At 70.5% G+C, this 13,024-nt stretch carries 13 protein-coding genes and 2 pseudogenes; 5 read left to right on the forward strand and 10 right to left on the reverse strand.

Annotated elements, in window-relative coordinates; translation table 11 throughout:
* Nucleotides 1-4: 4 nt before the first annotated feature.
* Complete coding sequence (locus tag AB0B57_RS02120; protein ID WP_357064228.1) at nt 5-664, reverse strand: response regulator transcription factor; 660 nt, start codon at nt 662-664, stop codon at nt 5-7.
* Nucleotides 665-737: 73 nt separating this feature from the next.
* Entirely contained in the window at nt 738-1,169 is a 432-nt protein-coding gene (locus AB0B57_RS02125; RefSeq protein WP_357064498.1) for a cold shock domain-containing protein, read from the reverse strand.
* Nucleotides 1,170-1,432: 263 nt separating this feature from the next.
* Here AB0B57_RS02125 and AB0B57_RS02130 point away from each other — a divergent pair, with 263 nt between their 5' ends.
* Nucleotides 1,433-1,939 (forward strand): nitroreductase/quinone reductase family protein, encoded by a 507-nt coding sequence (locus AB0B57_RS02130; RefSeq protein ID WP_357064231.1) that lies wholly within the window; start codon nt 1,433-1,435, stop codon nt 1,937-1,939.
* Between the two features lie 75 nt (nt 1,940-2,014).
* Here AB0B57_RS02130 and AB0B57_RS02135 read toward each other — a convergent pair whose 3' ends face one another.
* Nucleotides 2,015-2,143 (reverse strand): hypothetical protein, encoded by a 129-nt coding sequence (locus AB0B57_RS02135; RefSeq protein WP_357064233.1) that lies wholly within the window; start codon nt 2,141-2,143, stop codon nt 2,015-2,017.
* Between the two features lie 18 nt (nt 2,144-2,161).
* Between AB0B57_RS02135 and AB0B57_RS02140 the strand changes: the two are divergent.
* Both AB0B57_RS02140 and AB0B57_RS02145 read left to right on the forward strand, forming a co-directional pair.
* A pseudogene (locus AB0B57_RS02140) lies at nt 2,162-3,413 on the forward strand (DUF222 domain-containing protein).
* A 146-nt stretch (nt 3,414-3,559) separates the two neighbouring features.
* Nucleotides 3,560-4,289: pseudogene (locus AB0B57_RS02145) on the forward strand (helix-turn-helix domain-containing protein).
* Nucleotides 4,290-4,314: 25 nt separating this feature from the next.
* Here AB0B57_RS02145 and AB0B57_RS02150 read toward each other — a convergent pair.
* Nucleotides 4,315-4,770, reverse strand: coding sequence for a GNAT family N-acetyltransferase (locus tag AB0B57_RS02150; RefSeq protein WP_357064235.1), 456 nt, complete (start codon nt 4,768-4,770; stop codon nt 4,315-4,317).
* Nucleotides 4,771-5,215: 445 nt separating this feature from the next.
* On the opposite strand from AB0B57_RS02150, the gene AB0B57_RS02155 reads away from it, so the two are divergent.
* Entirely contained in the window at nt 5,216-7,126 is a 1,911-nt protein-coding gene (locus tag AB0B57_RS02155; RefSeq protein ID WP_357064238.1) for an ABC transporter ATP-binding protein, read from the forward strand.
* A gap of 84 nt (nt 7,127-7,210) precedes the next feature.
* Here AB0B57_RS02155 and AB0B57_RS02160 read toward each other — a convergent pair whose 3' ends face one another.
* Together AB0B57_RS02160 and AB0B57_RS02165 are read right to left on the reverse strand one after the other, a co-directional pair.
* On the reverse strand, nt 7,211-7,753 hold the full coding sequence (locus AB0B57_RS02160; protein WP_357064241.1) for a PepSY domain-containing protein: 543 nt from the start codon (nt 7,751-7,753) through the stop codon (nt 7,211-7,213).
* Nucleotides 7,754-7,894: 141 nt separating this feature from the next.
* Nucleotides 7,895-8,374 carry a GNAT family N-acetyltransferase gene (locus AB0B57_RS02165; protein ID WP_357064244.1) on the reverse strand — a complete coding sequence of 160 codons (480 nt, stop codon included), beginning with the start codon at nt 8,372-8,374 and terminating at the stop codon, nt 7,895-7,897.
* 70 nt (nt 8,375-8,444) lie between these two features.
* Here AB0B57_RS02165 and AB0B57_RS02170 point away from each other — a divergent pair, with 70 nt between their 5' ends.
* Nucleotides 8,445-9,326, forward strand: a complete 882-nt coding sequence (locus tag AB0B57_RS02170; protein WP_357064247.1) for a LysR substrate-binding domain-containing protein — start codon at nt 8,445-8,447, stop codon at nt 9,324-9,326.
* A 4-nt stretch (nt 9,327-9,330) separates the two neighbouring features.
* Here the strand turns inward: AB0B57_RS02170 and AB0B57_RS02175 are convergent, their stop codons facing one another.
* From AB0B57_RS02175 to AB0B57_RS02190, 4 genes are all read right to left on the reverse strand, one after another.
* Nucleotides 9,331-9,885 carry a DUF5872 domain-containing protein gene (locus AB0B57_RS02175; RefSeq protein WP_357064250.1) on the reverse strand — a complete coding sequence of 185 codons (555 nt, stop codon included), beginning with the start codon at nt 9,883-9,885 and terminating at the stop codon, nt 9,331-9,333.
* Nucleotides 9,886-9,942: 57 nt separating this feature from the next.
* Nucleotides 9,943-11,232: a HAMP domain-containing sensor histidine kinase gene (locus AB0B57_RS02180; protein WP_357064253.1), complete on the reverse strand. Its 1,290-nt coding sequence runs from the start codon at nt 11,230-11,232 to the stop codon at nt 9,943-9,945.
* On the reverse strand, nt 11,229-11,924 hold the full coding sequence (locus AB0B57_RS02185; protein WP_357064256.1) for a response regulator transcription factor: 696 nt from the start codon (nt 11,922-11,924) through the stop codon (nt 11,229-11,231). The genes AB0B57_RS02180 and AB0B57_RS02185 overlap by 4 nt, the downstream gene beginning before the upstream one ends.
* 270 nt (nt 11,925-12,194) lie before the next feature.
* Nucleotides 12,195-13,007 carry a hypothetical protein gene (locus AB0B57_RS02190; RefSeq protein ID WP_357064259.1) on the reverse strand — a complete coding sequence of 271 codons (813 nt, stop codon included), beginning with the start codon at nt 13,005-13,007 and terminating at the stop codon, nt 12,195-12,197.
* Nucleotides 13,008-13,024: the final 17 nt, after the last annotated feature.

A 13,024-nucleotide genomic window follows, 5' to 3' on the forward strand; every position in this document is an offset into this window, starting at 1 on the left:
CGGCTCACTCGGCCGGCAGGCGCAGCGTGTAGCCGACCCGGGGGATGGTCTGGATCAGCGGCGGATCAAACTGGTCGATCTTGCGGCGCAGATAGCTGATGTACGTCGAGACCACGCCGTGGTTGCCGCCGAAGTCGTACTCCCACACCTGGTCGACTATCTGCTGCTTGGACATCACTCGGCCGGCGTTCTGCACCAGGTAGCGCAGCAGGTTGAACTCGGTGGGGCTCAGGTCGATCACCACGTTCTGCCGGCGCACCACGTACGCCTCCTGGTCGATCACCAGGTCGGCGTAGCGCAACCCGCCGGTCGCCTCCGGCGGCGGCGCGGGCGCGGCCAACTGCGACCGGCGCAGGATCGCCCGGGCCCGCGCGACCAGCTCGTCCAGGCTGAACGGCTTGGTCAGGTAGTCGTCGCCGCCGACGCTGAGCCCTTCGACCTTGTCGGCGACCGTCCGCCGCGCGGTCAGGAAGATCACCGGAGCGAGGACGCCGTTCTCCCGTAGCCGCCGGCACAGGTCGATGCCGGAGCCGTGGGCTCCGGGGACGCCGGGGACCGCCGGTGATCCGACGGCCTGCGCACAGTCGACCACGCCTGTCGGGTAGGCGGCGCCGCACTGAGCCTCACCCTCGGCTGTCTCCGCGGCTCGTTCGTCGTGGGACACACCCGCCAGAGCACGGCCCTGCGGGCGCCGTTCGCACCCGCAGGGCCGTGACTGACGTGCAAGGACCAGCGACTCAGCTCTCGACCCAGCCGTGCGATCTCGCGTGGTCGACCAGAGCCTGCCGGATCGAGGAGACCTGGGCCGCGGTCAGCGTCGGCACCCGCTCGATCAGCAACTCCGTCACCTCGTAGGTGAACTCGCGCGGTGACAGGACGTCACACATCCCGTCGTCGTCACCGGTCTGCCCGGTCCGCGTCGGCGCGGCGTCCGGAACCCGTTCCGGACGGGGGACCGCGACCGGATCGACGACCCGAAGGGACGCCACCTTCAGGCCACGGTCGCCGGCCTCCACCTCGTACTCGACACGCATGCCGGGATGCACGAGATGCCGCAGCTCACCGAAATCGTTGGCGTGGACGAAGATGTCCTCGCCGCCCTTCGACGGCGCGATGAAGCCGTAGCCACGCGTCTCGTCGAACCTGATGACCTTACCTGCCGCCCACACAGACACCACCCACTCCACCAACTCAACACTGTCCGCACATTGCCCGCCAACGGTAGCGGATTCCGCTCCCCGACGGGGGGACGGCCGGTCCACCGGGAATCGGGGCAACCGGCACCGGCACGCCGGGGGAACCGCTCGCACCCGCCCTGGCAGTCAATCGTGACCCGATCGGACGTGTCGGATGCATAGACGGCCACTGGTGCGCCCGACGCCGTGGCTGGCATCCTGTTCGCACCATCGCCGGGCAGGTGTGGGAGGTCGTCGTGTCGATCGAGGATCGAGCGGAGAAGCCGAAGCTTCCGCCGCGCTGGTTCATCCGGACGGCCTGGTCCGTGCACCGGGGTCTCTATCGGGTCTTCCGCGGCCGGGTCGGGCTCTGGCGGCCCCGCCCGGCCCGTTGGGGCACGTTACGGCTGACCACCACGGGTCGCCGCACCGGCCAGCAGCGCGGTGTCATCGTCGCGTACCTGGAGGATGGGCCGAACCTGTTCACGTTGGCGATGAACGGCTGGGGCGAGGGTGAGCCCGCCTGGTGGCTCAACCTACAGGCGCATCCGGACGCGACAGTCGACCTGGTGGACGGGCAGCGGCAGATCCGTGGACGCGCCGCGACCGGCGACGAACGGGCACGCCTGTGGGCGCGCTGGCGTGAGATCGACACGAAGCTTGACGCCTTCGCGGCGCTGCGTTCGTCCGAAACCGCCGTGGTGGTTCTCGAACCCCGCTCCGGTGCCGAGGGCGTTGCCGGCCACCCCCAGCCCGGCGCCTGACGCGGTCCCGCTCCCCCACTCCGTCGCTGGGCCACGCGGCCGGCGACAACACAGCCGCGCCCGACGTGGAGCCGATCAGCGCGCCGCTGGGCGGTGTCGGTCCCCGTCGGAGCTGTCGTCATCGTCGTCCTTGTCGACCTGTTTCTGCTCGGCCTTGACCACCGAGCGCAGCGATTGAGCACGACGAGGGAAAGTGTCGTACATCTGTTCTATTTTGTAGTCATGGTCGAGGAGTTGGCGCAGGCAGACGACGCGGTCGCCGCCTGCGTCGACGATGCCGCCTGGGCCCTCGCCGAGCATGAGCTGATCGCTGCTCTCGACGCCGCGCACCGCGTCGAGCAACGACTCGCCGCCGTCAAACTGGCGTTGGTGCGCGAGTTGGACGGTCGCGGCACCGCACTGACGCAGGGCGCCTCCAGCACGGCGGTCTGGCTGCGCGAGCGACTGCGGTTGACAGTTCCGGCCGCGCGCAAGCTGGTCGATCTCGCGGCCGGCGTCGACGCGGCCCCGACCGCCGTGCGGGATGCCCTGGCGACCGGCGCGGTCAGCACGGAGCAGGTCCGAGTCATCGTCGACACCGTCACCGCCGTGCAGGCGGCCGCCGGGCCGGAGGTAGCCGACCTGGCCGTCGGCATGCTGGTCGACTGGGCCGGCCAGTTCGACCCCACCCTGATGCGCAAGCTCGGCACCCGCATCCTCGACCACGTCGCACCCGACATCGCCGACGCCGCAGCCAAAGCCGCCCTGGAGGCCGAGGCTGCCCGGGCAACCCGCAACCGGCATCTCACCCTCTCCGAGCAAACCGACGGCCGGCTGCGACTCACTGGCACCCTCGACGCGGAAGCCGCAGCGCTGCTACGCGCCGCCATCGACCCCCTCAGTGCACCCGCCGGCCCCGACGACACCCGCTGCGCCGGCCAACGCCGCCATGACGCCCTCGCCGACGTGTGCCGCCTCGCCCTGCGCACCGGTGAGCTGCCCGACAGCGGCGGCGACCCCGCCCAGCTCGTCGTCACCACCAGCTACGACGAGCTGACCCGCCAGCTCGGTGCCGGCGCACTCGACACCGACCTGCACCTCACCCCCGACACGGTGCGCCGACTCGCCTGCGACGCGGCCATCCTGCCCGCCGTCCTCGGCAGCGCCAGCCAACCACTCGACGTCGGCCGACAACGCCGCCTCATCACCGGCCCCCCTCCGGCGCGCCCTCGTGCTGCGCGACCGGGGCTGTGCCTTCCCCGGCTGCGACCGCCCACCCCGCTGGTGCGACGCCCACCACATCCACCACTGGGCCGACGGCGGCACCACCAGCCTGGCCAACGCAGTGCTGCTGTGCGGCCACCACCACCGACACCTACACCACAACGACTGGACCGTGCGGCTCGGCGGCGACGGCCACCCCGAATTCATCCCACCCGCCTGGCTCGACCCCGACCAACTCCCCCGCCGCAACCACTACCACCAACGAACATAGAAACGACCATTCGAGAATCATCGCTAGTGCGTTGACCATGAACGTTCACCGGGTCAGCGACACGCCGGGCGGCGTCCGCCGGTAGTCGCTGGTGAAGGCCCACTCTCGACGGCGGTGATATTGGCCATTGAGAGTGGGGTGGCGGGTTGTCCGAGCCGGTACGGGCACGGCGGTTGACGCAGGAGGAAGGCCGTAAGCTGCAACAACTCGTCCGCCGGGGCAAGCACGATTCAGTACGGGTTCGGCGGGCGCTGATCATCATGGCGTCGGCGTCCGGGACACCTGTCCCGGCGATCGCCCGGCTGATCGCCGGGCACGAAGACAGCGTCCGCGACGTGATCCACGCCTTCAACGAGATGGGTCTTCGCGCGCTGGACCCTCAGTGGGCGGGAGGCCGTCCCCGCCGGATCAGTGACGACGAGGAAGCGTTCATCGTCGCGACGGCCAAGGCCCGCCCGAGCACCCTCGGGCGGCCATTCACCTGCTGGAGCCTGCGCAAACTCGCCGACTACCTGGCCACCGACGCCGCCCGGCGGGTGGTCATCGGCCGGGAACGGCTGCGGCAGTTCGGCGAACAAGACCCCGGCCATCTGGGCCTGGGCCGCCCGCAACAACGTCGAGCTGTGTCTCACCCCGACCAGTGCGTCCTGGGCCAACCCCATCGAGGCCCAGATCGGGCCGCTACGCATGTTCACGATGGCCAACTCGAACCACCCCAACCGCACGGTCCTGGCCCGCGAGCCGCACAAATACCTACGCTGGCGCAACGCCAACGCCCGCCACCCGGACGTCCTGGCCGCGCAACGCCGCGAACGCGCCCGCGTCCGCAGCGAACGCCAGCAACGCTGGGGCCGCCCCCGCAGGCAAGCCGCCTGAACATCGGGCCCTGTGACAGCCTCGACTACAAGACTTTGGTCATATGCACGCTGTTCGGGTCCTCTGGGTAGTCGGCGAACGGCTCGCATCGGGTGAATCCGTACTTCGCGTAGAGCGCCCGCGCCGGCGCAAAATGGTCATCCGCGCCGGTCTCCAGGTATAGCCGGGTGAAGCCGCGCCGGCGGGCCTCTGCCAAGACGTGTTGGAGAAGCGCGGAGGCCACTCCCCGCCGCTTCGCGGTCCGGGCGGTCCGCATCGACTTGAGTTCAGCGCTCATGTTGTCCAGCTTCTTGAGAGCTCCACAGCCCACGAGTTCGTCACCGTCGTAGACCGACCAGAAGGTCACTGCGGGCTGGCGCAGCCCGTCGAGGTCAAGGGCATGCTTACTCTCGGGCGAGCTGACCGCTCGCATTTCATCGAGGTGCTCCTGCAAAAGCGCCTTGATCTCAGGCCCGGACAGGTCATCCACGACGATCTTCATGCCGCGATGGTAAGACGGCCTGCCCGGCAGCAGTGGCGACAAACTCACCGCGGGGCCACCAAGCCGGTAAACGTATGTGGTCACCGCACTAGCAGCAGTTCCTGGATGGCTCGCTGCGGAGCGGTGAGCAGGCGATCTTTGATGAGGGGGTGCCTGGCTGGTTGCTGCTCGGTGCCGTATTCGTCGTGGTCGGCCTGATCACACCGCCCGTGGTGCGGTGGGCCGAGCGGACGCGGCCGTTCGCGGAGCAGACCGCCTGAGCGCCGGTGGTGCGCTCGGCTGAACACGCGGCGGGCCGGCCCCGGCCATCCGGAGAACCGGAAGCGTTGACAGCGGAGGCCGACATGGTGTGTTCGGTCAGATCCGCACCGAGTTGGAACGCCCGGCGCCGTAACTTGACCTCAAGCTCGGGTGAGGTCCTAACCTCCACTATCGGAGGTAGGGCATGAGTATGGAATTTACCGCGTGGACGTCTCTGCACCACGCGATGAACGCGCAGGAGCAACGACCGCTGTCCCGTGTCACCCTGAAGCGCATCGCGGGGTTCGCACGGCCACACCGGGCCCTGATCATCAGGTTCCTGCTGTTGAGCGTGGTGACGGCGGTTCTCACGGTGGCGGCACCGGTCCTCGCCGGGCGGGTGGTGGAGGCGATCGTCGACGGCGCCGACAGCGGCGTCGTGATCCGGTTGGCGGTGTTGATCGCCGTGATCGCCCTGGCCGAAGCCGGCCTGGGTCTGGTGACGCGGTTCCTGTCCGCCAGCATCGGTGAGGGGCTCATCGTCGCGCTGCGGACGGCCGTCTTCGACCACGTCCAACGCATGCCGGTGGCGTTCTTCACCCGGACGCGCACCGGTGCGCTGGTCAGCCGCCTGAACAACGACGTGATCGGCGCGCAGCGGGCCTTCAGCGACACCCTGTCCGGGGTTGTCGGCAACACTGTCACCCTGGCGCTGACGCTTGCGGTGATGCTCAGCTTCTCGTGGCAGATCACGGTGCTGGTGCTCGTGCTGCTACCCGTCTTCGTCCTCCCGGCGCGTCGGATGGGTTCGAAGCTCGCCCAGTTGCAGCGGGAGGCGGCCGAGCACAACGCGGCCATGAGCACACGGATGACCGAACGTTTCTCCGCGCCCGGCGCGACCCTGGTGAAGCTGTACGGGCGGCCGGCCGAGGAGTCAGCCGAGTTCGCGGCACGGGCGAGTCGGGTGCGGGACATCGGCATCCGGGCCGCCATGCTCCAGTGGGTCTTCATCACCGCGCTCACCGTCGTCGGCTCGCTGGCGCTGGCCCTGGTCTACGGGCTGGGTGGTCTCTACGCCCTCCGGGGCAGCCTCGACGCCGGGACCGTGGTCGCCCTCGCTCTGCTGCTGTCGCGCCTCTACGCGCCGTTGACCTCGCTGGCCAGCGCTCGGGTGGAGGTGATGAGCGCGCTGGTGAGCTTCGAGCGGGTCTTCGAGATTCTCGACCTCAAGCCGCTGATCCTCGACCGGCCCGACGCGCGCCCGCTGCCCGACGGGCCGGTCGCGGTGGAGTTCGACAAGGTGCGGTTCGGCTACCCCTCGGCGGACAGGGTGTCGCTCGCGTCCCTGGAGGACGTGGTGAAGCTCGACGCCCGCGGCGGCGAGGAAGTGCTGCACGGGGTGTCGTTCCGCGCCGAGGCGGGGCAGATGGTCGCCCTCGTCGGCTCCTCCGGGGCGGGCAAGTCGACGATCGCGCAGCTCGTCCCCCGCCTGTACGACGTCGAGGACGGCGCGGTGACGCTCGCCGACGTCGACGTACGCGACCTGTCGGCCGAGTCGATCCGGACGGCGCTGGGCGTGGTCACCCAGGACGGGCATCTCTTCCACGAGAGCATCCGCGCCAACCTGGCGTTCGCTGCGCCGGACGCCACGGAGGAGGAGATGTGGGAGGTGCTTCAGCGGGCCCGCCTCGACGACCTGATCCGCTCACTTCCCGACGGGCTCGACACCGTCGTCGGTGAACGCGGGTACCGGCTGTCGGGCGGGGAACGGCAACGGCTCACCATCGCGCGGCTACTGCTGGCCCGTCCGCGCGTGGTCATCCTCGACGAGGCCACCGCGCACCTCGACTCCACCTCCGAGGCCGCGGTTCAGGACGCCCTCGCCGAAGCCCTGACCGGCCGGACGAGTGTGGTCATCGCGCACCGGCTCTCCACCATCCGTGCGGCAGACCAGATCCTCGTCGTCGAGGACGGCCGGATCGTCGAGCGTGGACGGCACGGCGACCTGCTCGCCGCCGGTGGCCGGTACCAGGAGTTGTACCGCACCCAGTTCGACCAGGACCAGCCGACGGACCAGGACCAGCCGACGGTCCAGGGGCAACGCGTCGGCATCTGAGGTCGCCGCACCGGGCGCCCTCTCCACGACGCGAGCCGCCGCCCGCCCGGGGGATCCCCCAGGGCGGGCGGCGGCAGCGGACGGTTAGTCGTTGTCGTTGTCGTCGTCCTTGTCATCGTCGTCGTTGTCATTGGCGTCGTTGTCGTCGGCGTCGTTGTCGTCATCGCCGTCGACCGGCTCCTGCTCGGCCTTGACCACCGAGCCGTTGTCCCGGTCGACGTCCACCTCGTGCTCGGTGTCGCCCGCGACGATCTCGACGCTCCACACCGGCCGGCCCTTCTCCTGCTCGGCCTCCACCTCGACGATCTGGCCGCCACCGGCCTTGGCGAGCGCGATCTCACCGGCGCGCTTCTCGTCGACCGCGCTGCCCGCCGGAGCGGTGCCGGTGGACGGCGTACCGCTCGACGGCGTACCCGATCCGGGGCCGGCCGACGGCGTACCGCTGCTGGTCGCCGGAGCGGCGCTGCCCTCCGGCGCGTCCGTGGCCGTCGGTGCGATGGTGGCCGCGGCGAGTGCCGTGCCGCTGGTGCGCCTGTCGTTCGCTGCGTCGACGCCGAGCGCGACCCCGGCCACCGCCAGCACCGCCGACCCGCCGACCGTCGCCAGAAGCAGGTTGGTGCGCTTCATCGTGGTGTCCACCTTTCCTCGGATGTCAACTCCTGGGTTGTCGACTCCGAGGATCCGCTGAACGGGGATAGCACCGCGCTGTCCGAACGCTAAGGCCGGGTTAAGCCAGCGACCCTGCGGCCGGGCCCTCGGCCTGGCCGGTCAGAGCGCCATCTTCATGAAGACGTCGGCGCGGGCGTACGGCGGCAGCGGGATCTGATCCGGACTCACATGCTGGAAACCGGTGGCCTCGTAGAGGTGCACCGCGTTCGCGAGCCTGGTGTTGCTGCCCAGGAACAGGGTGGTCGCGCCGAGCTCGCGGGCGCGCGCGATCGCCGCCTCGATGAGCTGGCGGCCGATGCCCCGACCGCGCACCGTCGGGACCACCGTCATCTTCGACAGTTCGAAGACGTCGTCCGAGCTGCGGACCAGGGCGACACAGCCGATGATCTCCCCGCCGTCGCGGACGATCAGCACGTCGCCACCCGGGTCGACGATGGCGGCGAACGGGTCGTTGAGCGTCTTACGGTCCGACTCCTCGATGGTGAAGAAGTGGGCGATCCATTCCTCGTTCAGCGTCCGGAAGGCCTCGGCCTCGGCGGCGGTCGTCATGGACGTGATGGTCAGCGTGCTCGGCTTCATGGTGGGATTCTCCGGCCACCGCCATTCGAACGTCCAATATCTTGTTCGGGGTCATCCGTATTCTTGAGGTATGGAACCCGAGTTGCGCCACCTGCGCTACTTCGTCGCGGTCGCCGAGGAGCTCCACTTCGGCCGGGCCGCGGTGCGGCTGCGGATGGCCCAGCCCCCGCTGTCGCAGCAGATCCGCCAGCTTGAGGCGATGATCGGCACGCCGCTGTTCGTGCGTACCTCCCGGTCGGTGGCGCTGACGCCCGCGGGCGAGGCGTACCTCGACCGGTGCCGGCGGGTGCTGGCCACCGTGGCCGACGACGTGCACGAGGCGGGTCGGATCGGGCGCGGGGAGCAGGGGCGCTTCGACATCGGTTTCGTCAGTTCGGCGATCCAGCTCGGGCTGGCCGGGCCGATCCGTCGATTCCGCGAGCGCTACCCGGCCGTGCACCTACGCCTGCACGAGGCGTACACGGCGGACATCGTCGACCGGTTGCGGAACGGCGAGGTCGATCTCGGCGTGGTGCGGGACCCGGACGACCACGACGACCTGGTCGGCACCCCGTTCGCCACCGAGTCCTTCGTCGCCGTCCTGCCGGCCGATCACCCGCACGCGGGAGACCTCGCGATCGACGCCGCGGTGCTGCGCGACGACCCGTTCGTCTTCTTCCCCCGGGTGGCCAGCGAGCGGGCCTACCAACGCAATCTCCGGCCGTGCCTGGAAGCCGGCTACACACCCAACATCGTCCAGGACGCCACCAGTTGGGCCACGGTGGCGCACCTGGTCGCGGCCGGCCTCGGGGTGACGATCGCCCCGGCGAGCGTCTCCGCCGTGGTGCCCGCCTCGGTGGGAGTGCTGCCGTTGACCGGCACCGAGGCCACCACCGAGGTGCAGATCCTGCGCCGCCGACAGGACGACCGGATCACCGCGACGGGCTTCGAGGCCACCGGTCAGGCTCCCTGACAGGTCAGCCGCGCCGGTTGAGCTCGGCCTCAAGCCGCTGGACGAGCGTCTTGCGGTCCTTGCCGGCGTGCTCGTTGCGCAGCGCGGTCCTGAGCTGGCGGGTGTCGAGCCCACGGACCAGCTTGGCCGCCTCGGCGACCGACATCTCCGATATCCGACCGGCGGTGGTGGCATCTCGACGCGCTCGCTTGGCCGGGCCGGTGTTGGCGACGTACTGCCTGCCGGACCGGGACGCTTCGCGCTTCTTGGTGTCGGTCGCGCGCTTCTGGCTGTCCGACATCTCGTCCCACGCCTTCTTGGGCAGGTAACGACTCGTCGTGTCGCCCTTGCGGGCGCGGGTGTCGCCCTCCTTCGTCTGCCACTTCTCGTTGCCCCAGCGCTGGAGCGACTTCTGCCGCTCGTCCTTTTCGCCCAGGAATTCCCCGCCGCGCTTCTTGTACTCCTGCGTGACCACCTGTGACTTACGTGCCGACCACTGCCCCGGCCGACCACCCTTGTCGGAAGCCTTGATCTCTTCCTTGATCTGCTCTCTGAGTTCGGGTTTCGTATACCGCGCCATAGCTGGCAGCTACCCGACGCCGCAGCGCCTATGCCTCCCGCTGCGGCACCGCAGCGCCTACGCCTCCCGCTGCGGCGTCGGTGGGCCGAGCCGCAGCAGCACCCGCGCCCCGCCCGTCGGGTCGGTGTGCAACTCCAGGCGGCCACCGCCGGCCTGCCCGGCGCGCCGGGCGATGTCCAGGCCGAGGCCCGTCGACCCGGCCGCGCTGGCGCCCCGCCGGACCGCCCCGACCGGCATCCCCGGCCCCTCGTCGGCGACGGTGAGGACCACCTCCCCCGCGTCGCGGCCGAGGTGGACGGCGAACGGCGTCCCGTCCGGGGTGTGCGCGAAGACGTTGCCGAGCAGGGCGTCCACGGCCGCCGCCAGGTCGTCGGCGGGCACACCCACCGGCAGCGGGCCGGGCACCAGGTCGAGGGTGACGGCCCGGCCGGTGTCCTCGGCCAGCACCGACCAGAACGCGACCCGCTCGGCGACGATCGCCGCCGCGTCCGAGGCGGCCGGCCGCGCCGTCGGTGAGTGACGCCACCGGGCCTGCCGGATCAGCCCGGTGACCGCGCGTTCGAGACCGTCGGCCGCGGCGGTGATCCGGGCGGCGTCCTCCGGGTCGCGCAACGACTCCGCCTCCAGCCGCAACGCCGTCAACGGGGTACGCAACCGGTGCGACAGGTCGGCGACCTGTTCGCGTTCCTGCACCAGGAGCACCTGGATGCGGGTGGCGAGGTGGTTGAGCGCACCGGCCACCTCGCGCAGCTCGGCCGGGCCGGCCGGGGTGACCCGGGCGTCCAACTCGGCGTTGGCCAGCCGGTGCGACACGGCGGAGAGGTCGCTGATCGGCCGGACCAGGGTGCGGGCCAGCCGGTCGGCGACCAACAGACCGATCAGCACCAGCAGCACACCGAGCAGGGCTAGCACCAGCCAGGCCCGGGTGACCCCGGCGGTCAGCTCGTCGCGCGGCACCACGATCCGGATCACCCCGGTCCCGTCCGCCCGACCCTGCACGGCGATGACCACCTCCCGGCCGGCCGCCGACTCCCCGGTGAGGCTCTGCCCGCGCGCGGCCAGGGCCACCGCCGGCGTACGGGGGGTCTGCGCGCCGAGCACCGACCCGTCCGGCAGGAAGACACTCACCGGTCGCCCGGATTCCGCGGCGAGTTGCTCGACGGTGAGCCGGATCGTCGCCCCGTCGGCGGTGCCGACCACCGGCACCAGGCTCTGCGCGTCGGCGGTGGCCGCGACGGTGGCCCGGTCCTCCGCGACGGTGCGGACCAGCAGCGCCAGCGGCACCAGGAAGGCGACGAGGGTGAGCACGCTGACCGCGGCGACAAGCAGCGCGAGCCGGACCCTCACGGCTGCGCCGCCGGTGCCTCGAGGCGCACACCGACCCCGCGCACGGTGTGCAGGTAGCGCGGCTGTTGGGCGTTCTCCCCCAGCTTGCGGCGCAGCCAGGACAGGTGCACGTCGACGGTCTTGTCGGCGCCGCCGTACGGGATCTGCCAGACCTCGGTGAGCAGCTCCCGTTTGGTCACCACCTGGCCGGGGCGGCCGGCCAGGTGGTGCAGCAGGTCGAACTCGCGCGGCGTCAACTCGACAGCCGTCCCGTCCAGGGTGACCTGCCGGGACCGGGGGTCGACGCGCAGCCCGCCCACGACGAGCGACGGGTCCTGCCCGTCCGCGCCGGCCGGGCCCCGCCGCAGCACCGCCCGGGCGCGGGCGTCGAGCTGCGCGGCGGTGAACGGCTTGACCAGGTAGTCGTCGGCGCCCGCGTCGAGCACCCGGACCATCTCCGCCTCGTCGTCGCGGGCGGTGGCCACGATGACCGGCACGGAGCTGACCGCGCGCAGCATCCGCAGCAGCTCACGGCCGTCCAGGTCGGGCAGGCCCAGGTCGAGCACGACGAGGTCGGGCCGGTCCTCCAGGGCGTCGCGGAGACCGGCCATCGCGGTCGAGGCGGCGGCCACCGCGTGCCCGCGTTCCCGCAACGCCCGGATCAGCGGCGTGCGGATCGTCAGGTCGTCCTCGATGAGCAGTAGACGCGGCACACCTGGCAGGCTAGCGGCTCACCGCCTAGGACCACGCGATCTCGCCGTGCCGGTCGACGAAGCGGCCCGAGCCGTGTCCCGGCCCTTCGGTGGCGAGGGTGACGCGGCAGCGAAGAGGCCATGCGGGCGATCATCGATGCCGGGCTGGGAGAGCAGCGGGCGGAGGCGCTCACGCGGGACCACGGCCGCCAGTACGGCCGATGCCCGTCGCGGGGCGGCCAACGCTCTACGCGGACTACAACGGCTGGCCGCTCGACCGACAGCCGATCTTCAGCCCGCAGCCGATTCCCCGGTCCGTCCGGAATCGGCTGCGGGCGGAATTGGCGATGGGTGCCCGGGGCCAGCGATAGACCACGATCCCAGTGACGGCGGGGGCTTGTGCCTGTCGAGCATGTCCTTGAGCCAAGCGTCAAGTTCGGCGTATCGAATCGCATCCCATCTGTCGGACAAATCCATCTCGTCTTCCGCCAAGGTTCTGACATCGAGGAGCGCTTCGCGGATCATCCAGAGCGGGATAGCGCATCGGTTGGTGCTGAAAACCGCCCGGCCGGAGCCCAGCGCGAAGACGACCTGAAATGGAAACTCGGTCACTCGATGGTGATCCATCTCGCGAAGGCAGCTGGCGATGGGTACCCATACCGTTTCGGCGTGATGCCCTTCAAGCTTGATAGGGAAGTCGGGGCCATCCGTGCCTTCCATCGTGAACTTGGGCCACGGCCGGCCGATGAAGCCAAAGGAAGCCCCGCGTAGCTGCACGGCGCCGTATCCCTCGTTGATGATCGTGGCCGCCAGGACGCCGACCTCACGCCCGCTCTTCAGCTTTCGATGGGCGGTGTGGACGTAGGCCCTCACACGCGCGCCACCCCGTCGGTAGGTCAGCACCGACACCAGCAGGCTCGCTCCCGCCACAACGAGGGCTCCGATTGACAGCACGACCGCCAGGGATCCACCGTTCGCCATGGAGACAGCCTGGCAGGCCAGCACCACTGGCGACACGCTCGATCGGCCGGCTTGACGGCATGGCTCGTGGGTCCGGTCGGCGATGCGTCTGCTGCGCGAGCGCGGACTGGTCGTGACGTTCACCGGTCGAGGGTTCACAT

This window comes from Micromonospora sp. NPDC049101, from assembly GCF_040648675.1.
Classification (GTDB): Bacteria; Actinomycetota; Actinomycetes; order Mycobacteriales; family Micromonosporaceae; genus Micromonospora.

What these genes read in the sequence shown, in the direction of transcription:
- AB0B57_RS02150 (WP_357064235.1), bottom strand. Translation starts at nt 4,770, where the DNA reads ATGAAGATCGTCGTGGATGACCTGTCCGGGCCTGAGATCAAGGCGCTT.
- AB0B57_RS02175 (WP_357064250.1), bottom strand. Translation starts at nt 9,885, where the DNA reads ATGGCGCGGTATACGAAACCCGAACTCAGAGAGCAGATCAAGGAAGAG.
- AB0B57_RS02165 (WP_357064244.1), bottom strand. Translation starts at nt 8,374, where the DNA reads ATGAAGCCGAGCACGCTGACCATCACGTCCATGACGACCGCCGCCGAG.
- AB0B57_RS02170 (WP_357064247.1), top strand. Translation starts at nt 8,445, where the DNA reads ATGGAACCCGAGTTGCGCCACCTGCGCTACTTCGTCGCGGTCGCCGAG.
- AB0B57_RS02135 (WP_357064233.1), bottom strand. Translation starts at nt 2,143, where the DNA reads ATGTACGACACTTTCCCTCGTCGTGCTCAATCGCTGCGCTCGGTGGTC.
- AB0B57_RS02160 (WP_357064241.1), bottom strand. Translation starts at nt 7,753, where the DNA reads ATGAAGCGCACCAACCTGCTTCTGGCGACGGTCGGCGGGTCGGCGGTG.
- AB0B57_RS02155 (WP_357064238.1), top strand. Translation starts at nt 5,216, where the DNA reads ATGAGTATGGAATTTACCGCGTGGACGTCTCTGCACCACGCGATGAAC.